The organism is Nocardioides donggukensis (genome assembly GCF_014842875.1).
GTDB lineage: Bacteria > Actinomycetota > Actinomycetes > Propionibacteriales > Nocardioidaceae > Nocardioides > Nocardioides donggukensis.
The window spans coordinates 83,342-106,861 of the sequence record NZ_JACYXZ010000005.1 but is presented as its reverse complement, the minus strand read 5'-3'; the positions used below and the strand labels follow the sequence as shown (position 1 = coordinate 106,861).

Genomic DNA, 23,520 nt, shown 5'->3' with positions numbered 1-23,520 from the left:
CTGATCGGATCCGCGGCCGCGGCGTCGTTCGCCGGCCGGTGCCGACCCGGGAGGTAGGTTGGGCGGACACGTACCCGTGACCTGGGAGGTCCTCGTGATCGGTTTCATCGTCTTCGGACTCGTGGTCGGCGCACTTGCCCGGCTCGTCAAGCCCGGCCGCCAGAACCTCACCATCCTGTGGACGCTGATCCTCGGGCTCGTCGGGTCCGTCATCGGCGGCACCATCGCCAGCGCCCTCGGGGTCGGCGAGATCACCGAGCTCAACTTCTGGGGGACGGTCTTCGCCGTCATCGCGGCGGTCCTGCTGATCGGCGTCGCGGAGAGCATGGCTGGTCGCAAGAAGGTCTCCTGACGCGCCCATGATGGTCGGGAGGATGGGCGCAGCGGCGGTACGCCGGGTGGCCCTCGAGGTGGTCGGCTGGACGCTGGTGCTGGTCGGCATCGCCGCCCTCGTGCTCCCCGGTCCCGGCCTGCTCCTGCTCTTCGCGGGCCTGGTCGTCCTCTCCCAGCAGTACGCCTGGGCGGAGAGGCGGGTGGAGCCGGTCAAGTGGCGCGCACTCCAGGCCGCCTCCGACGGCGTCCAGACCTGGCCGCGGATCGCCGCCTCGGTGGCCGGCTGCGCGTGGCTGGTGGGCCTCGGCGTCTACTGGGGCAGCGCCGCCCCCGTGCCGGGCTGGTGGCCGCTGCGGGAGAGCTGGTGGCTGGTGGGCGGTTGGGCGACCGGGGTCACGCTCATCGGCTCCGGCCTGTTCGCCCTCGGGCTGCTGGTCTACAGCTTCCGCCGCTACCGCCACCGCCCCTACCGGCCCGAGGACCAGGAGCCGGACGACTCGCCGGCGAGCAGGTCGTAGACCACGTTGTCGACGAACCCGTCGGCCACGAGCGCACCCTTCCGCTCGGTGCCGACGTGGGCGAATCCGGCCCGCTCGGCGACCCGAATGGCACCGGTGTTGGTCGCGGCGGTCAGCAGGTAGAGCCGGCGCATGCCCAGGCCAGCCGGCCGCTCCCGGAACGCGTGCCCGGCCAGGGCCCGCACCGCCCGCGTGGTGACACCGCGCCCCCGCCCGGCCGGGTGCGACCAGAAGCCGACCTGCGCGGCCCCCGCCTGCTCGGGTCCCTCGAGGTCGAAGAGCGCCACCCCACCGAGGACGGCGTCGGTCTCCCGGTCGGCGACACACCAGGCCAGCCGCTCGCCGGTGACCACGCCGAGCCGGACCCGGTCCAGGTAGCCGGTCACCTCCTCCGGGAGGGTCGGCAGCGGCGATCCGGGCAGGAACCGGCGCAGCACCGGGTCCCGCCCGGTCTCCACGAGCCCGGCGCCGTCGGCGTCGCGCCAGGCCCGCAGCCGCAGGTCGCCGTCCTCGAGGGTGGAGACCTCGTGCCACGGGGCACCCGGCCGACGCGGGTCGTCCCGCCCGAGCCAGGCGGTCCACCCGTCCGTGGGCGTGCCCCGGTGGTCGAGCAGCCCGGGGACGGTCGGCCCGAAAGTGAAGCCCAGCGACCACACCACCCGCCGTGAGGCCCAGTTGCCGACGTTGGCCCGCCAGTGCACGACCCGGCGGCCGCGGTCCGCGAACGCCCAGTCCAGCAGCAGGTCGAGGCCGGCGCGCATGACTCCCCGCCCGCGGGCGTCCGCGTGCAGGCCGAAGCCGATCTCGGCCTCCCAGCCACCCCGTGGCCGCAGCGAGACCGAACCGGCGAAGGCACCCTCGTGCTCAACCGCGAAGGTCAGGTCGACCCCCTCGACCCAGCCGGCCGGCACGACCCGGCCGATCCAGGTCCGCGCCTCCGCCTCGTCGTAGGGCACCGGCACGGTCGTCCACGTGATGCTCGCCGGGTCGGTGCACTGCTCCACCACCCGTGGAACGTCGTCCAGGCGCAGGGCGCGCAGGGTAACCGAGCCGTCGCTCAGGACCGGTACGTCGTCGGGGTAGCGCACCGCGTCAGTCTCCGGGCCGGGGTCGACCCCGGCAACTCGATATCCGGCCGCGGGCGCGGTTGGGCACAATTCCTGGCATGCCCGACCTGCCGACCCCCGCCGCCGGGCGGCCCGCGCTGGCCGCCGTCGCCTGGCCGGTGCGCACCGCGCGGCTCACGATCCGGCCCGCCACCGCCGCCGACGCGGAGCCGACCTGGGCCTTCCGACGGCTGCCCGAGGTCGCGCGGTGGATCACGGCGGCGCCGGGCGACGCCGCGGCGTACGCGGAGCACTTCCGGGAGCCGGAGCGGCTGGCCAAGACCCTCGTGATCGAGCACGACGGGGAGGTCGTCGGCGACCTCATGATCGCGATCGAGGACGGCTGGGGCCAGGCCGAGGTGGCCGAGCGGGTCCGGGGCGTGCAGGCCGAGCTCGGGTGGGTCCTGCACCCGGAGCACGGTGGGCAGGGCTACGCGACCGAGGCCGTCGCCGCCCTGGTGCGGGTCTGCTTCGAGGAGCTCGGGCTGCGTCGGGTCATCGCGCAGTGCTTCGCCGACAACGAGTCCTCGTGGCGGCTCATGGAGCGGCTGGGGATGCGGCGCGAGCAGCACACGGTCCGGGAGTCGCTGCACCGGTCGGGCCGGTGGCTGGACGGCTACGGCTACGCGCAGCTGTCCGAGGAGTGGGCGGCGGCTCAGTCCTCAGCGGAGTCGGCGTCCTCGCCGGGCGCCGGGAAGGGGCCGATGTCCGGGTCGGTCTCGTGATCGGTGAACTGCCCGGTGGTGGCGTCGAAGTCCCGGTCGGTGTTGTCGACCTCCACGTTGTCGGGACGGTTGGCCGGGTCGAGCCGCTCCCGGCGCTCGGCCTCGATCTGCTCCTGCTCCGCCTCCGAGAGCTCCTCGGTGCCGCTGCCCACCGGGGTCTCGTCGCCCGTCTCGCTGCCCGTCTCGCTGCCCGCCCCGCCGTCGGTCTCGGCATCGGTGCGGGTCCGGTCGTCCGCGTCGTCCATCTGCTCCCCCGTGGGTGGTGCGGTGCTGCGCGGGTGCTGCTCTCCGGGTGCCCACGAAACCCCGCGCCGGGGCGGCTGTCAACGGCCGGCCGCGGTCCCCACGTCGGCGAGGAGCCAGGGGTCGACCCGCGCGCCGGCCCGGATGACGCTGACCGTCCCGTTGCGCTCCAGGACGGCGTACCCGACGTCGCGCAGCGTGTGCAGGCCGGCCCGGCGCACCGCCTGCCGCACCTCGTCCTCGGCCACGTGGGCGCGGCGCATGTTCGCGTGCAGCAGTCCGCCGTCCCGGACCAGCAGGAGCGGCGCCCGGTTCACCAGCCGGTCGAGCCGCCGGTGCTGGGAGACCAGGCCGAGCAGCCCCTGCATCCCGAAGAACGTCGTCAGGGCCACCACGCCGATCGCCAGCGTCGGCTCGGCCAGCAGGGCGGTCCGACCCAGCACCGCGCCGAAGGCGACCACGCAGGCGAAGTCGAAGCTCGACATCACCGTCAGGCTGCGCGAGCCGAGCAGCCGCACCAGGACGATGAACGTGAGGTAGATGCACACGGTCGTGACGACGACCGTCACCGCGGTCAGCGGGCTGATCGTGAACTGCTCGCTCACGCGACCCCACCGACGCCGGCCAGCAGCCGAGCCCTGGCCCGGCGACCCTCGGGGGTGGGCAGCAGCGGGTGGACGTGGGGCGAGCCGGGCACCTCGTCGAGGTGGACCGTCCCGCCGGCGGCCCGCACCCGGTCCCGCAGCAGGCGACTGTCGGCGAGCGTGATGTCGCGGGTGCCGACGTGCACGGTGATCGGGGGCAGCCCGGCGAGGTCACCGTGGATCGGGCTGAGCCGCGGGTCCTCGAGCGGTACGTCGCCGGCCCAGGCCGCGGCGACCGGACGCAGACCCGGACGGGCCAGCCAGGGATCGTAGGGCTCGATCTCGTCGATGCCGGGGTTGGCCATCGTCAGGTCGACCCAGGGCGCCATCACGGTGATCCCGACCGGCCGGGGGCCGTCGGTGTCGCGCAGGTGCTGGGCGGCGAGCAGCGCCAGGCCACCGCCGGCCGAGTCCCCGAGCAGGTGCACCGGGCCCTCGGCGGCCGCCTCGGCGACGACCCTCGAGGCGAGGGCGCGGGCCTCGAGCGCGCCGTGCTGCGGCGCCAGGCCGTAGATCGGGACGTGCACCGGACGGCCCGTCGCGTCGGCGAGGTCGGCCACCAGCGACCAGTGCTGGGAGACGATCTCGCTGACGTAGGCGCCCCCGTGCAGGTAGACCACCGCGCCGCGCTCCCGCACCCCCGAGCGCGGCAGCACCCGGTGCACCGCGAACCCGGCCACGGTGCGCGTGGTCACCTCACGGTGCCGGGTCAGCGATCGGGGCGGGGTCGGGTCGCCCTTCGCGCGGGCCAGGGTGCGCTCCCCGGCCGCCGCGGTGGTCCAGCGACGCCTCTTCGCCAGTCGGAGGAACAGGCAGAGCACCCGGGTCTGCCAGCTGGCGCCGGTGGTCGGGTCGGTCGCGGTCGCGGCGTCGGAGATCACCGACCGAGGGTAGCGACCCCGGTCAGGGCAGCCGGCCGGTGAGCCGGTCGTGCATGTGCGCGCTCGCCTCGTTGAGCCCCACGATCTCGACCGTCTTGTGCTTGCGCTCGTACTTGGTCGTGATCCCGTCCAGGGCCGCGACCGTGGAGGCGTCCCAGACGTGCGAGGCGCTCAGGTCGATGACGACCCGGTCCGGGTCGGCAGCGTACTCGAACTGGGCGTAGAGGTCGTTGCTGGAGGCGAAGAACAGCATCCCGGTCACGGTGTAGCGGGCGTGGGCGCCGCCGTGCTCGTCCTCGACCAGCTCACGGCGGACCGCGGCGAGGTGGGCGACCCGGCGGGCGAAGAGCGTCATCGCCACCAGCACGCCGACCACGACGCCGATCGCCAGGTTGTGGGTGGTGACCACGACCGCGACCGTGGAGAGCATCACCGTGGTCTCGCTCTTCGGCATCCGCCGCAGGGTCGCCGGGGCGACGCTGTGCCAGTCGAACGTGGCCACCGCGACCATGATCATCACCGCGACCAGCGCCGCCATCGGGATCATCCCCACGACGTCGCCGAAGCCGACCACCAGGATCAGCAGGAAGATCCCGGCGCAGAACGTGGAGATCCGGGTGCGGGCGCCGGAGGCCTTCACGTTGATCATCGTCTGGCCGATCATGGCGCAGCCGCCCATGCCGCCGAAGAAGCCGGTGATGACGTTCGCCGCACCCTGCCCGAGCGACTCGCGGGACTTGTCCGAGTGGGTGTCGGTGATGTCGTCGACGAGCTTCGCGGTGAGCAGGGACTCGAGCAGCCCGACCAGGGCGAGGGCCAACGCGTAGGGGGCGATGATCCGCAGCGTCTCCATCGTCAGGGGCACGTCGGGGAACAGCAGGCTGGGCAGGGACTCGGGCAGGTCTCCCTCGTCGCCGACGTCCGGCAGCGCGAAGCCGGCCGCGAGGGTGATCGCGGTCAGCAGCACGATCGCCACCAGCGGCGCGGGCACGACGTTCGTGATCCGCGGCAGGGCCACCATGACCAGGATGCCGAGCAGGACCGCCGGGTAGACCAGCGCCGGTACGTCGACCAGGTGCGGCAGCTGGGCGAGGAAGATCAGGATCGCCAGGGCGTTGACGAAGCCGACCATCACCGAGCGGGGCACGAAGCGCATCAGCTTCGCCACCCCGGCCAGGCCGAGCAGCAGCTGCAGGATGCCGCCGAGGATGACGGTGGCGATCAGGTAGTCGAGGCCGTACTCGCGCGACACCGGGGCGATCACGAGCGCGATGGCACCGGTCGCCGCGGAGATCATCGCCGGCCGACCGCCGAGGAAGGCGATGCTGACGGCCATCGTGAACGACGCGAACAGCCCGACCCGCGGGTCGACGCCGGCGATGATCGAGAACGAGATCGCCTCCGGGATGAGGGCGAGGGCGACGACCAGCCCGGCGACCATCTCTCGGCGCAGGATGCTGGGGGTGCGCAGGGCGTGGCGCACGGAGTCGTCGGGGAGGGCGGGGGCGGCGGGCCGCTCGGCAGGCAGCGCAGGGGTGGTCACGTGGGTCTCCGTGGCGGGATCGTGTCCCCCCATCGCGCGGGAGAACGTCAGTGCGGGTGGCCGGGCCGCAGCGTGACCCCGAGGCCGCGCGCTGGACCGGGCGCTGCAGAGGCAGCGCGGCCGACGTGTGCGTGACGCCGCCGGATCAAGGCTCCAGTGTAGGGCCGGGCTGCCGATCCCGGTGAAACGTCGACGCCGGGCCCGCCCGTGATCCTGCTCACCGGCCGCCGAAGGCCTCCTCGTAGATCCGCTCGAGCCGGGGGGTCCAGGTGGCGCTGAAGCCGCAGACCATCAGCGTCCCCTCGGCGTCGGCGGCCACCAGGTAGCGCTCCCCCTCGCGCAGGTCGACCGCGAGCAGCAGGGAGCTGAGCACCTCGGGGACCGCGCGCACGGTGAGCGTCTCGGTCGGCTCTCCCGCGAACCAGCGGGTCGGCTCCAAGACCACCTCCCGGCGGTCCCGGGTCAGCACGGTGGCGTCGACGGCGAGCTCGGCACCCGTCAGGTGCTCCGCGGTCGTGGGCAGGCAGCGGCCCGCCCCGCCCCCTGGCGGCACCGACAGCACCGTCTCGGTGCCGGCGGGCGGACCCTCGTCGGGGCTCGCACCGCCCGACGTCGGGCCCGTGGGGGTCGCTGTCGCCTCGGTCTCGGCCCGGTCCACCGGCTCGTCGGCACCCGAGCAGGCCCCGAGCAGGAGCGCGCCGAGGAGCAGCGCCGGCAGCCCGGCGGCCAGGACACCCGGACCGGTCACCCGCAGACCTCCTCGACGTTGCTGGGGTCCCACGGTAGCCCGGCCCGTGGCCGGGCCCGGGAGCGTGAGTCGGGTCACACCGCGCCGCCCGGCGACGTCCGCGGCAGGAATAGTCGGCCGCCCGGCACCTGTTGCGCCCTGTATGACACTCACACCCACCCGCCCCACACCCGTCCTCGACCTCCCCCTCACCGGCGGAGGCAGCACCGACGACCTGGCGCTGGGCACGGGCGCCGACGGCCGGTTCTCGGTCGTGGTCTTCTTCCGCGGCCTGCACTGCCCGGTGTGCCGCAAGCAGCTCGGCGAGCTGGACCGCCGGCTCTCCGACCTGCGCGAGGGCGGCGTCGGCCGAGTCGTGGCGGTCAGCATGGAGACGCCCGAGCGCAGCGCGCAGCTGGTGCAGGACTGGCACCTGTCCGACCTCCCGGTCGCGCACGGCCTGACCGAGGAGTCGGCCCGCGAGTGGGGCCTGTTCGTCTCCACCTCGATCAAGGAGGGCGAGCCGGCGGTCTTCAACGAGCCCGGCATCTTCGTGCTCGACTCCGACGGCAGCCTGTTCTGGAGCAACGTCTCGACGATGCCCTTCGGCCGGCCCGCCATCGACGACCTGCTGGCCGGGCTGAAGTTCGCCCAGGACGCGGACTACCCGGCGCGCGGCGCCGCCTGAGTCCCGCGCAGGGCGGCGCGTAGCCGCCTGCCGAGGACCTCGCTCGCGAGGCTGACCCCGAAGGAGGCCACCAGCACGGTGGCCACCACCGGGAACCGGAACGCGACGAGGTTCTCGGTGAGCAGGCGGCCCAGGCCGGCGGCGCCCACCACGCCCACCACCGCGGTGTCCCGCACGCAGATCTCGAAGCGGTACAGCGTGAACGTGACCAGGTGGTGCGTCGAGGCCGGCGTCAGGGCCGCGGCCGCCGCGACCGGGCGGCGTACCCCGGCATGCAGCAGGGCCTCGAGGGACCGGCGGTCGAGGCTCTCCCAGGCCTCGGCGACCAGCCGGCCGAGGATGCCTCCGGTGTAGAGCCCCAGCGCCACCGCACCGGGCAGCACGCCGGGGAACAGCGCGAGCAGCGCGACGACCGCCCAGACCGGCGGCGGCACCGACCGCAGCACCAGCAGCAGGAGCCGGCTGCCGATCCACAGCACCCGGCGTACGGCGCCCGCGGCCACGCCGCCGCCCGCGGGGCCGGTGCCGCCACGGGTGGACCACGGCCTGGTCGCCCACGGGGCCACCAGCAGGGTGATCCCGACCGCGAGCACCATGGCCAGGACCGCCATCGCCACGGTGTCGAGCACCGCCCCGGAGAGCTCGGGCACGCCCCCCGGCGGCAGCTCGGGCGGCAGCATGTCCTCCAGCAGGCTCACGGTCAGGTCGCGGGTCCGGGCCGAGGTGAGCCCGGCCAGCGAGACCCCCGAGGCGATCCAGGACGCGACCAGGACCAGGGGCAGCAGGGCGAGCGACCAGCGCGCCCACGGGGAGGGCCGGGTCGCCCGGGCCGCGTCACCGGCCGACCAGTCCGAGCAGCTCGCGACCGAGACGTCCGCGCGGATCCTGCTGCTCCAGGCGTCCACCAGTGCCGAGAGCACCAGCACCGCCCCGATCAGCGTCCACACCTCGTCCCAGTTGCGGGACTGCAGGCTGACGACCAGCTCCTGGCCGAGCCCGCCGATCCCCACCACACCGAGGAGGACGGCCGAGCGGATCGCGCACTCGAACCGGTAGAACGAGTACGACAGCAGCAGCGGGGTCGCCCCGGGCAGCAGGCCGTAGGCCAGCGCCGGCCCGGGCCGGGCTCCGGCATGGCGCAGCGCGAGCAGGGAGCCGTGCGGGACGCCGTCGAGGGTCTCGCTGAACACCTTGGCGGTCTGGGCGCCGAAGGGCAGGGCGATCGCCAGCACCGCGACCAGCGGGTCCAGCCCCAGCACGCTGACGAACAGCAGCGCCCAGATGACCTCGTGGATCGAGCGGATCGCGACGAGAGCGCCCCTCAGCACGAGCCGGACTCCTCGCAGCCACGGGGCAGGCCGCCGGGACCAGGCGATGTCGCTGAGGACCAGCCCGCCGGCGGCGCCGATCACCAGGGCTCCGGCCGTGCCGAGCGCGGCGAAGACCACCGTCACCAGCGCGGCGTCGGCCACCCGGGCGAGGAAGTCCGGCGCCAGGGCCGGGTCCAGCACCGAGGCGCCGAGGTCCGCGAGCAGCCGCAACCCGCCGGTGTTCACCACGGCCGTGCCGCCCGAGAACGACCGGTGCAGGGCCCACAGCACCGGTAGGACGACGATCGCCACGGCCAGCAGCCTGCGGGCGAGCACGACCCGCGCGGTCACCCGCGGGCGGGCGGTCGGGCGAGGTGAGCCGGGAGCCGCAGGCCGGTCGAGCGCGGTGCTCACGTCAGCTCGTACAGCTCGGTGAGCAGCGACTCGTCGATCTGGTCGGCGGCGACGTCGAAGACCACGCGGCCCGCCCGCAGCCCCACCGCGCGGGTGCAGTGCCGGCGGGCGAGCTCCGGCTGGTGCAGGCTGACCACCAGGGCCCGGGCCTCCTCGGGCTCGTGGAGCAGTCGCAGGATCTCCGCCGCCCGGGTCGGGTCCAGGCTCGAGACCGGCTCGTCGGCGAGCACCAGCTCCGGGCGCTGGACCAGCAGCCGGGCGATCGCCACCCGCTGCCGCTCACCGCCGGAGAGCCGCTCCGTGCGCTCGAACAGCGCCCAGTCCAGGCCGACCCGGTCGAGGGCCCGCTGGGCCTCCGAGGACTCCCGCGGCCACAGGAACGTCGACAGCGCCCGCGGCGTGCTCCAGTGGCCCAACCGACCGGCGTTGACGTTGTGCACCACCCGGACCTGCTCGATCAGGTCGAGGCCCTGCTGGACGGTGCCGATCCGGCGCTGCAGCGCGCGCAGCCGGCCCGAGGCCAGCCCGGTCATCTCCTGCCCCAGCACCTCGACCGTGCCGGACGTCGCACGGAGGGATCCGTTGAGCAGCGAGAGCAGCGTGCTCTTGCCGGCACCGCTCGCGCCGAGCAGCGCGACCCGCTCGCCGGCGTGCACCGTGAGGTCGGTGTCCTGCAGGGCGGCGGTCGCTCCGAACGTGCGCCCGGCGCCGCGGAGCCGCACGACGGGCGCGCCGGGGCTCACGCCAGGAGCCCCTGCTCCATGGCCACCGCCTCGATCTGGTCGTAGTTGGCGTTCTCGGTCGCCACGAAGGTCTCGGCGCCGAACAGCTCGAGGATGCCGGCGTCCTCCTCGTTCGCCGCATCGAGTCCGAGCAGCAGCTCCGTGACCTTGTCGAGGGTGCCGGCGCCGAAGGTGTCGTCGAGGTCCGGGCGGGCCAGCCAGTGGTAGTCGGCGTAGCCGGGGGTGCGCCACAACACCTGGACCTCGCTCAGGTCGACCTCGCCGGCCTCCTCGGTTGCCGTCCAGACCTGCTCGTTCACCGCGCCGACCTCGAAGCTGCCCGAGGCCACCGCCTCGATCGTCGCGTCGTGGGAGCCGGAGAAGCCGGGCTGTCCCTTGAGGTCGGCCTCGTCGAGCCCGCCCTCCTGCATGAAGAACTGCGGCATCAGCCGGCCGGAGGTCGAGGTCTCCGAGCCGAAGGTGAGGCTGTGCCCCGCGAGGGCGGTGAGGCCGTCGATCTCCGTGAACGGCTCCAACCCCGACCGGGTGTTCGCGATGAAGAGGCTGTGGAAGTCGGCGTCGATGTCGCGCTGGGCGATCGCCTCGGAGCCGGGCACCCGGGACCGTGCCTGGACTCCGGTCAGCCCGCCCATCCAGGCCAGGTGGATGTCGCCGACCTCGAAGGCCCGGACCACCGCCGTGTAGTCGGTCAGCGGGGTGTAGGTCACCTCCAGCCCGGTGCTGTCCGCGAACCGCGCGGCCACGTCCGGGTAGAGCCGGTTGAGCAGCTCCGGATCCTGGTCCGGGATCGCCGAGATGCCCAGCGGGCCGGCGGAGGCCGCATCCCCGCCGTCGTCGGTGCCACCGCAGGCGGCCAGCAGGACCACCCCCGCCGAGCCGAGCAGGAAGCCGCGTCTGCCGAGGGAGCCGCGCAGCGGGGAGGTGGGGGTCAGGTGCATCGGAATACCGTCCGTCCTTGGTCGCCGGCTGCCTGCTGGACCTCGACGACGTCGCGCATGACGTCGAGCACGTGGGCGACGGGCAACGGGGCGTCGGCCACCTTGAGGTGGCGGTTGGTCACACCCACGGGGTGCCACCAGGCACCGTCGGCGGTCAGGGTGGGCTCGGGCTCGACGGTGTCCAGGGAGATCTCGACCCCGCCCTCGGCGAACCCCTCGTGGGCGACCGGCCGGATCAGCTGGTCCTCCTCGGCGATGCCGAGTGCGCCCAGCGCCCGGTGCAGGTCGCCGGCCTCGCCGGCGTCCTCCGGTGTGTAGGTCGCCGCGACCCGCACGGTGAACCCGAGCTCACTGGCGAGCCGGATCCCGGACATCGCCTTGGCGTGCGAGCCCTTGCCCCGCTGCCGGTCGTGCAGGCCGGGACCGACGGAGTCGAGGCTGATCTGCAGCACCACGCGGTCGCGGTCGAACGACTCGAGCGTCTCGCGACGCCGGCCCCGCTCGAACACCATGGCATTGGTCAGCAGGGTCACCGGGACCTCCGCCGAGGTGGCCGCGACCAGGGCCCCCAGCTCGGGGTGCAGGAACGGCTCGCCGCCGGTGACCAGCAGCTCCCGTCCGCCCTGGGCCGCGAACTCGGTGGCCGCGCTGGCCGCCATCTCCACCGGCATCAGCCGGGCCTCCGCCTGCGGTGAGGAGCCGGCGCAGCAGTAGGCGCAGGCCAGGTTGCAGTGGAAGTTGGAGTACAGCCAGAGCCGGGTGCCCAGCGGCGCCGGTGCGCCGGAGGAGTATTCCACCTCCGGTGCGGGAGCCCGCGACCCGGCGGTCCGAGCCTCCCCCCGGCGCACCCAGAGCCGCCAGGCCCCGTCGCCCTCGTCGTTGGTCGTGCCGACGAGCTCGTGCCCGGCGAGCCTGGCCCAGGCGGGCAGGTCGGCGAGCACCGAGGGCTCCGTGGTGTGCAGCAGCATCGTCTCGCCCGGGTCGATCGCGCGGATCCGGGACGTGATCGCGAGCAGCAGCCCGCTGCCGCAGTCCATGTCGCCGCCGTCGTACTCGGTGGCGACCGGGAGCTGCTCGAGCTGCCGCGCCTGGTCGGCGCCGGTGGGCGCGGTGGAGCCGGTCGTGCCGGTCATGGGCTTCTCCCGGGGGATCAGAAGGACAGCGAGGCGGCGCCGTCGGCGAGGAGGGCGACCAGCGTGGCCCCTCCGACGACACTGGCGCCCTCGATGAGGTCGTCCTCGCCGATGTCCCGCTTCTTGGCGCACGGGCTGCACACGAGGAACGTGCCGCCGGCGGCGACGTAGTTGGACACGAGTTCGGACATGGGGGCGAAGCCCTCCTCGTGGAGGTCCTCGGCGACCCCCTTGGCAGCCAGGCGCGTGCCCTCGCTGGAGAGGAAGACCGTGGTCTTCTGGTCCGAGGCGACCGACGCGCCGGCGACGACCATGGCGACGCTGGTGCGGTCGACGTCGTCGACGGAGTGGGTGAGGTTGATGACGAGGCCGTTCATGGGTGTTCCTCTCGGTTGTCGGACTCTTGCTCGGACGGGACTGCGGTGGCGGGGGCCAGCCGCCAGGGTCGGGCCGGGTCGGATCGCCGCCCCGAGGCGGAGGTGACCACGTCGTAGTAGGGCCGGCCGTCGTCGGCCAGCACGCCGCGGCCCGCGAAGTGGTGGCCGGTCAGGTGGCACCAGGCGGGGAGGTCGATGGCGGCGGCCGGGTCGGTGGCGATGAGCCGAACCGGCGAGTCGGCCGGGAGACCTCGCGCTCGCCCGGCGAGGACGAGCAGCAGCTCCCCGCAGGCGCGGTCACCGCCGTCGACGACGATCAAGGCGCCGCCCGGTCCGAATGCTCGGAGTCGACCGCGGGCCGGGCACCTGGCCGGGCGCCTCGGTCCGCGAGGGCGAGGCCGGCCGCGACCGCTGCGCAGGCGAGGTAGACCGCGGCGGTCGTGGGTGAGCCGCCGAGGATCGGGTCCGTGAAGCCCAGCTGGGCGTAGAGGGAGAGCGCACCCAGCGCGCCCAGGCCGGCCGCCGCCCACGCCAGCGCGGCGCGGCCGCCCCGGGCCGCGAGGAGCAGCAGCACGCCGACCGCCACGAGCAGCACACCGCCGAGCAGGTTGTAGCGCCCGATGCCCACCGAGAAGTCGGAGGTGCCGAGGTTGGTGCCGGCTGCCGCGAACGGGTCGCCCAGCGAGACGGCCGCGGCGATCAGTCCGGCGACGACGGCCAGGCCGCCCCAGACCGTGCCCAGCCGGACGCCGCCGCGGCCCGCTCGCACCGCGTCGACCGCGGCGTACCGTCCCGCGGCACTGAACAGGATCAGCAGGTGGGCACCGATCATGAGGTAGTAGGACCAGGGCCACTCGTGCGGGGCCACGGTCACCGAGAGGGCGATCGCCACCGACTGGGCCACGCCGAGCAGGGCCGCGACCCGCACGAAGGCGCCGCTGAGCAGCAGCACCGCGAGCGCGGTCTCCGAGGCCAGCACGCCCCAGCCGAAGATCTCGAAGTTCGGCAGGACCAGCTTCTCGACCACCCAGCTGAACGGAGGGAAGACCGGGTCGCTGACCGCGAAGCTGGTGAACTTGTACAGCCCGTTCTCGGCCTCCTGCCCGAAGTCGGGGGCCCGCTTCCAGGAGACGTTGTAGAGCCACATCACGCCCACGAGGATCCGCAGGCCGGCCGCCGCGATCGCGTGCGATCGGGGTCCGTCCTCCACAGCGGGTGCCAGCACCCAGGTCAGGCGGTCGGTCACCGTCCCAGACATCGCCGTCCGTCCTCTGTCGTGGTCGCCCCGTCTGTGCACCGTAACCCGGTCGGTGCGCCACATGCTTCCCGCGAGGTGACGAAAGCCTTACGCCGCCCCCACAGGCGCCCCGCGGATCGCTGCGAGAATGGCCGGGAGAATGGCCTGACACTGGCCGGCAGGAGGGCCCATGGACGACGCGTCGCTGATCCTGGTGGTCGCCCTGGCCGCCGGCCTGGTCGCCAGGTGGGTCCGGCTGCCACCGCTCACCGGGTTCCTGGTGGCCGGGTTCGTCCTGCACGCCATGGGGGTAGGCGCGGTCCCGGCGCTGGACACCGTCGCCGACCTGGGCGTCACGTTGCTGCTGTTCGGGGTCGGGCTGAAGCTCGACGTCCGGAGCCTGGGTCGGCGCGAGGTGTGGCTGACCGCCTCGGTGCACCTGGCGGTGTCGGCGGCGCTGGGCACCGCGCTCCTGGCCGCCATGGCGGTGGTCGGGGTGGGCCTGGTGGAGGGCGAGGACTGGCGCACCTGGCTGCTGGTCGGCTTCGCCCTCTCCTTCTCCAGCACCGTGTTCGTGGTGCGACGGCTGGAGGAGCGCAGCGCGATCCGGTCGCTGGGGGGCCGCACGGCGATCGGGATCCTGGTCTTCCAGGACCTCGCGGCCGTCGTCTTCCTGGCCGCGGCCGCCGGGCACCCGCCGAGCCCTTGGGCGGCCCTGCTTGTCCTGCTGCTGCCCGGGGCGCTGCTGCTCCGCCGCCTGCTGGACACCCTGGGCCACGACGAGCTGCGACCCCTGCTGGGTCTGACCCTGGCGCTGGTGCCGGGGTTCGCACTGTTCGAGGCGCTCGGCCTGAAGGGGGACCTGGGCGCCCTCGTGGTCGGCGTGCTGCTGGCCTCCCACCCGGGCTCGGAGGAGCTCGCGAAGAGCCTGTTCACGCTGAAGGACCTGCTGCTGGTCGGGTTCTTCGTCTCCATCGGGCTGGGCGGCCTCCCGACCGCCGAGCACCTGCTGGTGGCGGCCGCGCTGCTCCTGCTGCTCCCGCTCAAGGCGCTCGGCTTCACGCTGCTGCTCCGCGTCGGCGGCCTGCGGCGGCGTACCGCCGTGCTCACCGCGGCGAGGTTGGCCAACTTCTCGGAGTTCGGGCTGATCGTGGCGGTGGCCGCCTCCGACGAGCTGCTGGGCGAGGAGTGGGTGCTGGTCCTGGCCACCGCGGTCGCGGCCAGCTTCGTGCTGAGCGCGCTCCCCTCAGGACGGGCCGGTGAGCGACTGGTCGGGGCGGCCAGGCGGCTGCTGCCGGACCGCCCCCCGAGCCGGCTGCACCCCGAGGACCGCCCGATCGAGGTCGGGCACGCGGACGCGGTCGTCCTGGGGATGGGCCGGGTCGGCCGAGCCGCGCACGCGCAGCTGACACACGAGTACGGGCTCGTCGCGGTCGGCATCGAGAGCGACCCGGACCGGGTGCACCGGCTCCGGGCAGCCGGGCTGGACGTCGTCGAGGGCGACGCCACCGACCCCGACTTCTGGGCCCGGCTCCGCCCCGGGGACGTGCGCCTGGTGCTGCTGGCGATGCCCTTCCACGGCCGCAACCTCGAGGCGCTGGGGCGGTTGCAGGACGGCGGCTACTCCGGCACCGTCGCCGTGGTCACGCGCTACGACGAGGACCTGGACCAGGCCCGTCAGCACGGCGCCGACACCGGTCTCCAGATCTACGACGGCGCCGGGGCCGCCCTGGCCGACCGGGCCGCCGAGTCGGCCGGGCTCCGTCCCTCCGACGAGCTCCCCCACGACGTCGGACCGCGCGAGGACCCGCCCGGCGACTGACCCCGCGCGGGCGCGTCGAGAACTCAGCCGGCGCGCGCCAGGAGTCGCGCCACCCGGGTCTGGCCTCCGGAGATCGCGTGCTCGAGGGCGGTGACACCGTCCCGGTCGGCGATCCCCGGATCGGCCCCGGCCGCGAGCAGGATCCGCACGATCCGCTGGTAGGGCCGCGACCCGTCGCCGAGGATGACGGCCTCGAGGAGGGCGGTCCAGCCGAGGTCGTTGACGTGGTCGAGGTCGATGCCGGTCCGCGCGACGCGACGCACGTAGTCGACGTGGCCGCGCTCGCTGGCCGGGATGATCGAGGTGCCGCCGAACCGGTTCCGGATCCCCAGGTCCGGGTCGTGGGCGAGCAGCACCTCCGCCATGGGGACCGAGCCGGTGACCCCGGTGACCAGCCAGGGGGTGTCGTGCCGGTCGTCGAAGGCGTCCGGCGAGGCGCCGAGGGCGACCAGCAACCGGGCCACCGCGAGCCGCTCCTCGGTGACGGCCAGCAGGAGCGGGGTGCGCTCACGGGAGTCGCGGGCCTCGAGGTCGGCCCCGGCCCGCAGCGCGACCGCTGCCCGGTCCGCGTCACCGGCAGCGGCGGCGGCGAGCAGCGCCCGATCGGGGTCGCGCGGGGCGGGATCCGCCAGTGCCCTGCTCAGCGTGGCGACGACGGCGTCCTGCCCACGGGACCGGGCGTGCTCGACCGGGGCGATGCCGTCGCGGACCGGGGTGACCTCCAGGTCGGCACCGCCGGCGACCAGCGCCCGCACCGTGTCGACGTACCCGCGGGAGCCGTCCCCGAGGATGATCGCCTCGTGCAGCGCGACCCAGCCGAGGTTGTTGACGTGGTCGACCTCGATGTCGGTCTGCAGCAGTCGACCGACGACCTGCCCGAGGCCGCGCTCGGCCGCCCGGATCAGGCCGGTGCCGTCGAAGCCGTCGTGCAGGCCGACGTCGGCGCCAGAGTCCAGGGTCAGCTCCAGCAGCTCGAGCGGTCCCTCGCTGGTCGCGATCAGGAACGCGCTCTGCTGGGTGTCGTCGCGCCAGTCGACGTCGGCGCCCCGTGCGATCAGTCGTCGGGCGCGGTCGACGTCGGCGTCCCAGGCCGCGTCCACCAGCCGCTCGTCCAGCTCCCGCTGCTCGGCCGGCGTCAGGGACGGGGGCGAGGCGTCCGGTGCCGCCGAGAGGGTCGGCCGATCCGCGCTCGCCCTGGGCGGGCCGGTGTCTCCCGTGCCCGCCGTGACCGACGGATCCGCGGTCGTCCCCGCGCGGCCGGTCTCCGGGGACGCGGAGCAGGCGGTGACCGCCGCCACCGCGGCCACCGTCACCCCCACGGCTCGGACGCGCACCACACCACTGTGCCATGCGGGCCCGGCACGACCGCCCGATCAGACCATGGTGCGGAGCCGGGCGAGGGGCGATGCTGGAGACCGAGACGGACGGGGGGTCCGAGGTGAAGTCACTGATCGTGGCCGGTGTCGCCGGCGGCCTGGTCGTGCTGTCCGGCGCGGTCGGGATGGCGCTGTCCGCACCCGACGCCCCGGCGCCGGTGTCGTCGCAGTCGGACACCGCCGACGGGGACGAGGACGCGGACCCGGTCCGCGGCTACGAGAAGGACAAGCACCAGGGCAAGCACGGGGACAAGCACGGGCACAAGCACGGGCACAAGCACAAGGACAAGGCCCGCGGTCACGACAAGGCCAAGCACGGCGACGAGCGATCCGGTCCGCCCGACCACGCCGGACCACCCGACCACGCCGGACCACCCGACCACGCCGGACCCAAGGACCACGCCGGAGCACCCGACCACGCCGGCCCACCGGACCACGCGGGTCCCAAGGGCGACCGGTAGCGCAGCAGGTCCGCGGAGCGCTCAGTCGTGCGGTGGCGGCGCCGTGTCGACGTTGATCGTCGGCACCCCGGTCCCGGCCCGGGCGATGACCGCCACGGACGGCTCGGAGGTCGGGTTGCTTTCGCGGTGCACGGTGAACGCCGGCACGTGGATGTAGTCCCCCGCCCGGGCCTCGACATGACCCTCGACGCCCTCGCACTCCAGCCGCAGCACGCCGCGCACGACGTACAGGCTCGAGACGTTCGAGTCGTGGTGGTGCCACCCGGAGACCGCGCCGGGCGCGGTGACCACCTGCCCGGACCACAGCCCGGCCACCTCGAAGGCGCGGCTGCGGAGCATGCCGTACGTCGGGTCGGCCTCGACCAGCTCGTCGGCGCCGATGACCCGGACCGGTTCGCTCATGCCCCCAGCCTAGGCCCGGACCGAGCCGAGGTCTCGGGAGACGGACCTCAGCCGGCGCCGACGACCAGCAGGGTGCCCGCGAAGACCAGGCCCGAGAGGACCAGCACCACGCTGGTGTAGCCGAGGATGTCGCGCACCTTCAGACCGGCGACCGCGAGCAAAGGCACCGCCCAGAACGGCTGGATCATGTTCGTCCACTGGTCGCCGTAGGCGATCGCCATGATCACCACGGACTGGTCCACGCCGAGGCTGTCGGCGGCGCCGGAGAAGATCGGCGCCTGGACCGCGAACTGACCACCACCGGAGGGGATGAACACGTTGAGCAGGCCGGCCGCGAGGAAGGCGAACACGCCGAGCGTCGCCGGGCCGGCGGCGTCGACGACGGCCTCGCTGAGCAGCTCGACCAGGCCGCTGACGCTCATCATCGCGGCGATCCCGGCGTAGAGCGGGTACTGCAGGAGCACCTCGCCCACGGTCCGACCACCGCGGGAGACCAGGACGGCGAGCTCGCGGGCGTTGCCGACCACCAGCAGCACCAGGGCCAGGAAGGTCCAGTTCACGATGTCGAGGGTCAGGTCGAAGCCGCGGTCGGCGAAGTGCACCACCAGGTAGAGGCCCAGCGCCAGGCCCATGGTCGTCGTCACCGCCCGAGAGCGCTCCACCCAGTCGGCCGGCGACCCGGCCTCCCCGGCGACCGGCTGGTCGTCGGTCGGCTCGACCAGGGCCGCGTCCGGTGCCGCCCGGACCGCGTCCCGGCCGGTCGGCGCCATCATCGGCAGGGCGACCGCGAGCACCACGAGGACCACGACGACGGCCGCGATGTTCCAGCCGGTGAAGATGGTCTCGGAGACCGGGACCAGGTCCCGCTCGAGCACGGTGTCGTAGACCCCGCCCTCGGTGGCCGCGTTGAGCGGGCCGGATCCGGAGTAGCCCATGTGCCAGACCACGAACCCGCTGTAGGCCGAGGCGACCAGCAGCGGGTAGTGCAGGGCGACCCCGCGCTCCCGGAACTGGCGGGCCAGCTCGACCGCGAGGACGCCGCCCACGATCAGGCCGAGGCCGAAGCTCAGCAGGGAGGCGAGCCCGGCCACGACGACGAGGAACGCGTACGCCGCGCGCGGGGTGCGTGGGAGGCCGGCGATCCGGGCGAGCAGTCGCCGCACCGGTGGGAGGTTGGCCAGCGTGTAGCCCAGCAGCAGCACCAGCGCGATCTGGGTCATGAACGCCAGCAGCCCCGCCAGCCCGTCACCCCAGCCGAGCACCAGCTCCTGCGCACCCACGTCGGTCATGGTCAGGGCCATCACGGCGACGACCAGGGTCAACGCGACCGCGAACACGAAGGACCCTGGGATCCAGCGCTCCACGACCCGACTCGACGCGCCTGCCACCCGATGCAACATCCGGCCACCTCCCGAGAGAAGGCTCCGACCCGATACCGGAGCTCGGGGCGAGACTGCCCGGGCTCGTCGTACGCGTCAAACCGTGCTCAGCGCCGGACCAGCACCTCCTCGAGGGGCTTCCGGTCCAGCGCCGGCACCGTCGCACCGGGAGCCGGGTAGCCGACCGGGACCAGCAGGAACCCCCGCTCCTCCGGCGGCCGGTCGAGGATCTCGTTGAGGAAGCGCATCGGGCTGGGGGTGTGGGTGAGCGTGGCCAGGCCGGCCTGGTGCAGCGCGGCCAGCAGGAAGCCGACGGCGATACCGACGGACTCCTTGACGTAGTAGGGGCGCGGGGAGTGCGGGCCCTTGTGCACCTCGAAGACGGCGATCAGCGCGGGCGCGTCCTCGAGGAAGGGCTTCTCGGCGTCGGTGCCGAGTCGCCGCAGCGCGGCCAGCCACTCCTCCGAGGCTCGACGCTCGTAGAACTCGCGCTCCTCGGCCTCGGCGGCCGCCCGCAGCCGGGAGCGGACCTCCGGGTCGGTGACGACCACGAACCGCCAGGGCTGGACGTGCGCCCCGCTCGGTGCGCTGGCCGCGGCCCGGATCGCGTCCTCCAGGACGCCGTCGGGGATCGGCCGGTCGCTGAACTCCCGGACGGTACGTCGCCGGAGCAGGTCCTCGGTGAAGCCGGCCACCCGGGCCCGCGCGAGGTCGTCGGGCAGGGCCAGGTCCGGCGCCGGGACGAAGGCGGTCGGTTCCGTGGGGTCCGCTGGGTTCGAGGCAGGCATGGCTCCACCCTCTCGCGTCCTCACCCCCTCCGACGGGATGGTGCGTCGGGGGAGTCGGGCCGCGGGCGGCGCGGGAGGGCGGGTGGATCCGGCCGTACGCCGGGGCGCGCCGCCCACGCGGTCGCGATCGCCAGTGAGCCGAGCACGATCGCGTCGCCGACCACCGCGTCGAGGAGGTAGTGGTTCCCGGAGACGACCACCGCGACGAGCATCAGCACCGGCAGCGCCCGACCGATCGCCCGGACCCAGGCCCGGCTCGCCTCCCGCGCCAGGGCGATCCCCATGAGCAGGTCCCACCCGACGTGGAAGCTGGGCATTGCGGCGTACTGGTTGGTGAACGACGGCGGCTGCAGCACCCGGTAGGCGTCCGAGTGCGCCGTGACCGTGTCGACGAAGCCGAGGTCCATCAGCCGCGGCGGGGCGACGGGGAACCCGGCCACGATCACCATGCCGACCAGCCCCGAGAGCAGCAGCGCGTTGCGGTGCACCCGGAACGCCTCGCGGTGCCGCACGGCCAGCCAGGTCAGCGTCGCGGCGATGACCGGCCAGTGGCCCCAGATGTAGATCGCGTTGACCACGGCCACCACCGGCCCGTCGAGCCCGAGCGCCCACTGCTGCACGTCCCGCTCGAGGTAGAGGCCCAGCGAGCGCTCCAGCCCCACCAGCCAGCCGGCGTTCCGCTCGGCGAGGGCGGCGTCCCCGGCGGTCAGGTTGCGCACCCCGAAGTAGACGCCGACCGCGACCGTCAGGAGAGCCAGCTGGGCCACGAGGAACGGGATCCGGGGCCGGGCCGGAGCCGTGAGCCGCGGCAGGGACGGGACCGACAGGGGCGCCGGCGCCCGGTCCAGGATGCTCATGGTCCGAGCCGACCACCGGTCGCCCGGCCGGCACATCGGGGTGATCACCCGACCGACCCCGGGCTCCCCCTCGGGGCTCCCGGGCGCCGACCTCAGGGAGGCTCACGGTCCGCGTGCTTGGCTGGGGGCATGCGCGCCAGCCGATCGGGACCGACCCTCCTCCGCCTCCTCGCCGCGATCCTGCTCGCCGTGGTCGCGCTCGCCGGGTGCTCCTCCGACGCCGGAGACGGGGCCGGCGGCCCGACCGCGGAGGGGACCGGCTCCGACGCGGACTTCCCCGACATCACCGGGGTCGAGATCACCGCCGAGGGCGCGGGCACCTACCGGCTGGACGTGACCGTCAGCTCGCCGTACGACTCACCGGACCGGTACGCCGACGGCTGGCGGGTCCTCGGCCCGGACCGGGAGGTCCTGGGCGAGATGACGCTGGGCCACGACCACGCCTCCGAGCAGCCGTTCACCCGCACCCAGACCGGGGTGCAGATCCCCGAGGGCGTGTCGACGGTCACCGTGGAGGGGCACGACACGGAGAACGGGTACGGCGGCGGCACCGCGGAGGTCGAGGTCCCGCCGGTCCCCTAGCCCGGGTCAGTGCCGACCCGTCGCTTGTGTCGGGCCGAGCCCCGCCGACCCGTCGCTTGTGTCGGGCCGCCGCGCGTCCCCGGCCCTATGGGAGGCTGGCCGCATGGCCGAGAAGGTGGTCGACCTCGCCGAGAGGCTCTCGCTGTTCTCCGATCTCTGGTCACCGAAGGTGGTGGCCCGGATGAACGACTACGAGATCAAGGTCGTGAAGGTGCAGGGCGAGTTCGTCTGGCACGCCCACGACGACACCGACGAGCTGTTCCTCGTCGTCGACGGGGAGCTGACCGTCCAGCTGCGGGACGGGGACGTGACCCTGGGTCCCGGCCAGCTCTACGTCGTGCCGCGCGGGGTCGAGCACTGCCCCGTGGCGGACGGCGAGGTGCACGCGCTGCTGATCGAGCCCGTCGGGGTCGTGAACACCGGTGACGCAGGGGGCCCGCTCACCGCCGGCCCCGACGACAGCCTGACCTGAGCCCGTGTCGACCCGCGGCGACCGTCCGGCCCGGGTCGAGGACGTGCACGCCCTGGCACTGTCCATGCCACACGTCACGGTCGACACCGGGACCGCGGACAACCCGATCTACCAGGTCGGCCGCAAGTCCTTCGTCTTCTTCCGCAACCCGCGCCCCGACGCGACCGACCCGGAGACCGGGGAGCGCTACGACGACGTCATCGTGGTCTGGGTGGGCTCGGAGGCGGACAAGCAGGCCATGGTCCAGGACGAGGCGTCGCCGTACTTCACCACGCCCCACTTCGGCGGCCACCCGTCGGTGCTGGTGCGGGCCAGCCGGATCGGCGAGATCAGTCGTCAGGAGCTGGCCGAGATCGTCCAGGACGCCTGGCTCTCCCAGGCCTCCCGACGCCGCGCGGACGCGTGGCTCCGCGACCACCCGCCTCCCGGCTGATCGGCCGCCGACCGTCGTCCCGGATTCCGGCAATGCCGCACCGCCCCCGCGAGGGCTGACCTAGGCTGCGGTGGCAGCAGGAGGCGCCATGCACACATCCGAGGAGCAGCGCGAAGCCGTCGCGCTCCGGGGCCTGGTCCAGGTCATGACCACCCTGCACTCCGCCCGGGACCTCGGCGTCGTGCTCGATGCCGTCGCGAGCGGGGTGCGCGAGGTCCTGCGCTACGACATGGCGATCATCCGGGTGCTCGACCCGGCGACGGGGACGCTGCGCACCACCACGGTCGCCGGGCCCGACGACGCGGTCGCCTCGCTCACCGGGGGGTCGGTGCCCCTGGCCGAGCTGGCCGGCGAGTTCGCGATCGCGGACCGCACCGGGGACGTCTACTTCCTGCCGCACGAGCGGCTCCCCGAGGACTTCGTCAGCACGTGGGTCCCGGAGGTGGAGGCCTGCGACGAGCCGGACGCCTGGCATCCGATGGATGCGCTCTACGTCGCGCTGCACGACCCGGCCGGCCAGCTCCTCGGCGTGCTCGGCGTCGACCTGCCCCTGGACCGGAAGCGGCCCGACACCGCCCAGCGCGAGCTCCTGGGCCTGTACGCCGACCAGGCCGCGCTCGCCCTGCACCGGACCAAGCTGCTCGAGCAGCAGCAGGAGCTGCTCGACTCGCTGATCGAGGGCAACCGGCGCCGGGAGGACATGGTGGCCGAGCTGGCGCACGACCTCAAGGGGCCCCTGTCCGCCATCAGCGGTCACGTGGAGATGGGACTCGAGCACGTCACCGACGGCGACCGGGACGAGCTGCACCTGCAGGGGATCGGCAGGGCGGCGGCCCGGATCGGCGACACCCTCGACGAGCTGCTCGCCAGCCCGGCGCCGGGCACGCCGTCCCCGTCGTCCGCGGCGCCTGAGGAGCTCGACCTGCTGGAGACCCTGACCGAGATCGTGCTGGTCTCCACCGTGGTGGCCGAGCGACGCGGCATCGAGCTGCGGATCACCTCGCACGGCCCCGACTTCCGGGTGCGCGGTGACGAGCGGCAGCTGCGCCGGGCCGCGGACAACCTGGTCACCAACGCCCTCAAGTACACGCCTCGGGGAGGGCTGGTCGACGTCGTCGTCGACGGGACCGGTCCGGACCTGCTGGTGACCTGCACCGACACCGGGATCGGCATCCCCGCCGACGAGCACGCCCTGATCTTCGAGGACTACGGCCGCGCCACCCAGGCGCGCCGGTACGGCATCGAGGGCACCGGCCGCGGGCTGCCCATCGCCCGTCGGATCGTCGAGTCGTACGGCGGCAGCCTGGGCGTGGCCTCAGAACCCGGCACCGGCAGCACCTTCACGATGCGGCTCCCGGCGCGGATCCGCAGCTAGCCGGGGGAGAGCT

At 74.0% G+C, this 23,520-nt stretch carries 28 protein-coding genes; 10 read left to right on the top strand and 18 right to left on the bottom strand.

Features of this window, described 5'->3' with window-relative positions:
* Window positions 1-94: 94 nt before the first annotated feature.
* Window positions 95-352 (top strand): GlsB/YeaQ/YmgE family stress response membrane protein, encoded by a 258-nt coding sequence (locus tag IE331_RS15725; protein WP_192144414.1) that lies wholly within the window; start codon window positions 95-97, stop codon window positions 350-352.
* 22 nt (window positions 353-374) lie between these two features.
* On the top strand, window positions 375-851 hold the full coding sequence (locus IE331_RS15720) for a PGPGW domain-containing protein (protein ID WP_201931850.1): 477 nt from the start codon (window positions 375-377) through the stop codon (window positions 849-851).
* Here IE331_RS15720 and IE331_RS15715 read toward each other — a convergent pair.
* Window positions 800-1,939, bottom strand: coding sequence for a GNAT family N-acetyltransferase (locus IE331_RS15715; protein ID WP_192144413.1), 1,140 nt, complete (start codon window positions 1,937-1,939; stop codon window positions 800-802). The two genes, IE331_RS15720 and IE331_RS15715, sit on opposite strands and share 52 nt — an antisense overlap.
* Window positions 1,940-2,016: 77 nt before the next feature.
* Between IE331_RS15715 and IE331_RS15710 the strand changes: the two genes are divergently transcribed.
* A complete protein-coding gene (locus tag IE331_RS15710) occupies window positions 2,017-2,682 on the top strand; it encodes a GNAT family N-acetyltransferase (protein ID WP_192144412.1) in 666 nt (221 codons plus the stop codon).
* On the opposite strand, the gene IE331_RS15705 is transcribed toward IE331_RS15710, so the two are convergent.
* The 5 genes from IE331_RS15705 to IE331_RS15685 form a co-directional block, all read right to left on the bottom strand.
* Window positions 2,613-2,927: a hypothetical protein gene (locus tag IE331_RS15705; RefSeq protein ID WP_192144411.1), complete on the bottom strand. Its 315-nt coding sequence runs from the start codon at window positions 2,925-2,927 to the stop codon at window positions 2,613-2,615. The genes IE331_RS15710 and IE331_RS15705 overlap by 70 nt on opposite strands.
* A 78-nt stretch (window positions 2,928-3,005) precedes the next feature.
* Window positions 3,006-3,530, bottom strand: coding sequence for a DUF421 domain-containing protein (locus tag IE331_RS17055; RefSeq protein WP_192144410.1), 525 nt, complete (start codon window positions 3,528-3,530; stop codon window positions 3,006-3,008).
* Window positions 3,527-4,450, bottom strand: coding sequence for an alpha/beta hydrolase fold domain-containing protein (locus tag IE331_RS15695; RefSeq protein WP_201931849.1), 924 nt, complete (start codon window positions 4,448-4,450; stop codon window positions 3,527-3,529). Before IE331_RS15695 ends, IE331_RS17055 begins: the two co-directional genes overlap by 4 nt.
* Before the next feature lie 22 nt (window positions 4,451-4,472).
* Entirely contained in the window at window positions 4,473-5,993 is a 1,521-nt protein-coding gene (locus tag IE331_RS15690; protein ID WP_318646838.1) for a SulP family inorganic anion transporter, read from the bottom strand.
* Window positions 5,994-6,210: 217 nt separating this feature from the next.
* Window positions 6,211-6,741 (bottom strand): hypothetical protein, encoded by a 531-nt coding sequence (locus tag IE331_RS15685; protein WP_192144408.1) that lies wholly within the window; start codon window positions 6,739-6,741, stop codon window positions 6,211-6,213.
* A 142-nt stretch (window positions 6,742-6,883) separates the two neighbouring features.
* Here IE331_RS15685 and IE331_RS15680 point away from each other — a divergent pair, with 142 nt between their 5' ends.
* Entirely contained in the window at window positions 6,884-7,408 is a 525-nt protein-coding gene (locus IE331_RS15680) for a redoxin domain-containing protein (RefSeq protein ID WP_192144407.1), read from the top strand.
* On the opposite strand, the gene IE331_RS15675 is transcribed toward IE331_RS15680, so the two are convergent.
* The 7 genes from IE331_RS15675 to IE331_RS15645 are packed head-to-tail and all read right to left on the bottom strand — an operon-like array spanning window position 7,384 to window position 13,569.
* On the bottom strand, window positions 7,384-9,132 hold the full coding sequence (locus tag IE331_RS15675) for a PhnE/PtxC family ABC transporter permease (RefSeq protein WP_192144406.1): 1,749 nt from the start codon (window positions 9,130-9,132) through the stop codon (window positions 7,384-7,386). The genes IE331_RS15680 and IE331_RS15675 overlap by 25 nt on opposite strands.
* Window positions 9,129-9,875 carry a phosphonate ABC transporter ATP-binding protein gene (locus IE331_RS15670; protein ID WP_192144405.1) on the bottom strand — a complete coding sequence of 249 codons (747 nt, stop codon included), beginning with the start codon at window positions 9,873-9,875 and terminating at the stop codon, window positions 9,129-9,131. The genes IE331_RS15675 and IE331_RS15670 overlap by 4 nt, the downstream gene beginning before the upstream one ends.
* On the bottom strand, window positions 9,872-10,813 hold the full coding sequence (locus IE331_RS15665; RefSeq protein ID WP_192144404.1) for a putative selenate ABC transporter substrate-binding protein: 942 nt from the start codon (window positions 10,811-10,813) through the stop codon (window positions 9,872-9,874). The genes IE331_RS15670 and IE331_RS15665 overlap by 4 nt, the downstream gene beginning before the upstream one ends.
* The gene (locus tag IE331_RS15660) at window positions 10,804-11,946 is read right to left on the bottom strand and encodes a radical SAM protein (protein ID WP_192144403.1); all 1,143 of its coding nucleotides are present in this window, start codon (window positions 11,944-11,946) and stop codon (window positions 10,804-10,806) included. Before IE331_RS15660 ends, IE331_RS15665 begins: the two co-directional genes overlap by 10 nt.
* Before the next feature lie 17 nt (window positions 11,947-11,963).
* Complete coding sequence (locus tag IE331_RS15655) at window positions 11,964-12,323, bottom strand: DsrE family protein (RefSeq protein WP_192144402.1); 360 nt, start codon at window positions 12,321-12,323, stop codon at window positions 11,964-11,966.
* A complete protein-coding gene (locus IE331_RS15650) occupies window positions 12,320-12,643 on the bottom strand; it encodes a sulfurtransferase TusA family protein (protein ID WP_192144401.1) in 324 nt (107 codons plus the stop codon). Before IE331_RS15650 ends, IE331_RS15655 begins: the two co-directional genes overlap by 4 nt.
* On the bottom strand, window positions 12,640-13,569 hold the full coding sequence (locus IE331_RS15645) for an Rv1678 family membrane protein (protein WP_192144400.1): 930 nt from the start codon (window positions 13,567-13,569) through the stop codon (window positions 12,640-12,642). The genes IE331_RS15650 and IE331_RS15645 overlap by 4 nt, the downstream gene beginning before the upstream one ends.
* A gap of 181 nt (window positions 13,570-13,750) precedes the next feature.
* Between IE331_RS15645 and IE331_RS15640 the strand changes: the two genes are divergently transcribed.
* Entirely contained in the window at window positions 13,751-15,382 is a 1,632-nt protein-coding gene (locus IE331_RS15640) for a cation:proton antiporter family protein (protein ID WP_192144399.1), read from the top strand.
* Window positions 15,383-15,405: 23 nt separating this feature from the next.
* On the opposite strand, the gene IE331_RS15635 is transcribed toward IE331_RS15640, so the two are convergent.
* Window positions 15,406-16,716 carry an ankyrin repeat domain-containing protein gene (locus IE331_RS15635; protein WP_201931848.1) on the bottom strand — a complete coding sequence of 437 codons (1,311 nt, stop codon included), beginning with the start codon at window positions 16,714-16,716 and terminating at the stop codon, window positions 15,406-15,408.
* A 71-nt stretch (window positions 16,717-16,787) separates the two neighbouring features.
* On the opposite strand from IE331_RS15635, the gene IE331_RS15630 reads away from it, so the two are divergent.
* Entirely contained in the window at window positions 16,788-17,219 is a 432-nt protein-coding gene (locus IE331_RS15630; RefSeq protein ID WP_192144550.1) for a hypothetical protein, read from the top strand.
* Window positions 17,220-17,240: 21 nt separating this feature from the next.
* Here the strand turns inward: IE331_RS15630 and IE331_RS15625 are convergent, their stop codons facing one another.
* The 4 genes from IE331_RS15625 to IE331_RS15610 all read right to left on the bottom strand — a co-directional run bounded on the left by IE331_RS15625 (window position 17,241) and on the right by IE331_RS15610 (window position 20,645).
* Window positions 17,241-17,621, bottom strand: coding sequence for a cupin domain-containing protein (locus tag IE331_RS15625; RefSeq protein ID WP_192144398.1), 381 nt, complete (start codon window positions 17,619-17,621; stop codon window positions 17,241-17,243).
* A 47-nt stretch (window positions 17,622-17,668) separates the two neighbouring features.
* The gene (locus tag IE331_RS15620; RefSeq protein WP_192144397.1) at window positions 17,669-19,021 is read right to left on the bottom strand and encodes a short-chain fatty acid transporter; all 1,353 of its coding nucleotides are present in this window, start codon (window positions 19,019-19,021) and stop codon (window positions 17,669-17,671) included.
* Between the two features lie 86 nt (window positions 19,022-19,107).
* Window positions 19,108-19,788, bottom strand: coding sequence for a nitroreductase family protein (locus IE331_RS15615; RefSeq protein WP_192144396.1), 681 nt, complete (start codon window positions 19,786-19,788; stop codon window positions 19,108-19,110).
* Window positions 19,789-19,808: 20 nt separating this feature from the next.
* Window positions 19,809-20,645: a phosphatase PAP2 family protein gene (locus tag IE331_RS15610; protein ID WP_192144395.1), complete on the bottom strand. Its 837-nt coding sequence runs from the start codon at window positions 20,643-20,645 to the stop codon at window positions 19,809-19,811.
* A 129-nt stretch (window positions 20,646-20,774) separates the two neighbouring features.
* Between IE331_RS15610 and IE331_RS15605 the strand changes: the two genes are divergently transcribed.
* From IE331_RS15605 to IE331_RS15590, 4 genes are all read left to right on the top strand, one after another.
* Window positions 20,775-21,227: a hypothetical protein gene (locus IE331_RS15605; protein ID WP_192144394.1), complete on the top strand. Its 453-nt coding sequence runs from the start codon at window positions 20,775-20,777 to the stop codon at window positions 21,225-21,227.
* 103 nt (window positions 21,228-21,330) lie between these two features.
* A complete protein-coding gene (locus IE331_RS15600; RefSeq protein WP_192144393.1) occupies window positions 21,331-21,699 on the top strand; it encodes a cupin domain-containing protein in 369 nt (122 codons plus the stop codon).
* 4 nt (window positions 21,700-21,703) lie between these two features.
* Window positions 21,704-22,132 carry an MmcQ/YjbR family DNA-binding protein gene (locus IE331_RS15595; protein WP_201931846.1) on the top strand — a complete coding sequence of 143 codons (429 nt, stop codon included), beginning with the start codon at window positions 21,704-21,706 and terminating at the stop codon, window positions 22,130-22,132.
* A gap of 88 nt (window positions 22,133-22,220) precedes the next feature.
* On the top strand, window positions 22,221-23,507 hold the full coding sequence (locus tag IE331_RS15590) for a GAF domain-containing sensor histidine kinase (RefSeq protein WP_192144392.1): 1,287 nt from the start codon (window positions 22,221-22,223) through the stop codon (window positions 23,505-23,507).
* The last annotated feature ends 13 nt before the right edge of the window (window positions 23,508-23,520 follow it).

Bases quoted from the DNA above. Each gene is read 5' to 3' on its own strand.
- IE331_RS15720 (WP_201931850.1), top strand. From the start codon at position 375: ATGGGCGCAGCGGCGGTACGCCGGGTGGCCCTCGAGGTGGTCGGCTGG.
- IE331_RS15710 (WP_192144412.1), top strand. From the start codon at position 2,017: ATGCCCGACCTGCCGACCCCCGCCGCCGGGCGGCCCGCGCTGGCCGCC.
- IE331_RS15705 (WP_192144411.1), bottom strand. From the start codon at position 2,927: ATGGACGACGCGGACGACCGGACCCGCACCGATGCCGAGACCGACGGC.
- IE331_RS15680 (WP_192144407.1), top strand. From the start codon at position 6,884: ATGACACTCACACCCACCCGCCCCACACCCGTCCTCGACCTCCCCCTC.
- IE331_RS15665 (WP_192144404.1), bottom strand. From the start codon at position 10,813: ATGCACCTGACCCCCACCTCCCCGCTGCGCGGCTCCCTCGGCAGACGC.
- IE331_RS15660 (WP_192144403.1), bottom strand. From the start codon at position 11,946: ATGACCGGCACGACCGGCTCCACCGCGCCCACCGGCGCCGACCAGGCG.
- IE331_RS15655 (WP_192144402.1), bottom strand. From the start codon at position 12,323: ATGAACGGCCTCGTCATCAACCTCACCCACTCCGTCGACGACGTCGAC.
- IE331_RS15640 (WP_192144399.1), top strand. From the start codon at position 13,751: ATGGACGACGCGTCGCTGATCCTGGTGGTCGCCCTGGCCGCCGGCCTG.
- IE331_RS15630 (WP_192144550.1), top strand. From the start codon at position 16,788: ATGCTGGAGACCGAGACGGACGGGGGGTCCGAGGTGAAGTCACTGATC.
- IE331_RS15625 (WP_192144398.1), bottom strand. From the start codon at position 17,621: ATGAGCGAACCGGTCCGGGTCATCGGCGCCGACGAGCTGGTCGAGGCC.
- IE331_RS15620 (WP_192144397.1), bottom strand. From the start codon at position 19,021: ATGTTGCATCGGGTGGCAGGCGCGTCGAGTCGGGTCGTGGAGCGCTGG.
- IE331_RS15615 (WP_192144396.1), bottom strand. From the start codon at position 19,788: ATGCCTGCCTCGAACCCAGCGGACCCCACGGAACCGACCGCCTTCGTC.
- IE331_RS15610 (WP_192144395.1), bottom strand. From the start codon at position 20,645: ATGAGCATCCTGGACCGGGCGCCGGCGCCCCTGTCGGTCCCGTCCCTG.
- IE331_RS15605 (WP_192144394.1), top strand. From the start codon at position 20,775: ATGCGCGCCAGCCGATCGGGACCGACCCTCCTCCGCCTCCTCGCCGCG.
- IE331_RS15600 (WP_192144393.1), top strand. From the start codon at position 21,331: ATGGCCGAGAAGGTGGTCGACCTCGCCGAGAGGCTCTCGCTGTTCTCC.
- IE331_RS15590 (WP_192144392.1), top strand. From the start codon at position 22,221: ATGCACACATCCGAGGAGCAGCGCGAAGCCGTCGCGCTCCGGGGCCTG.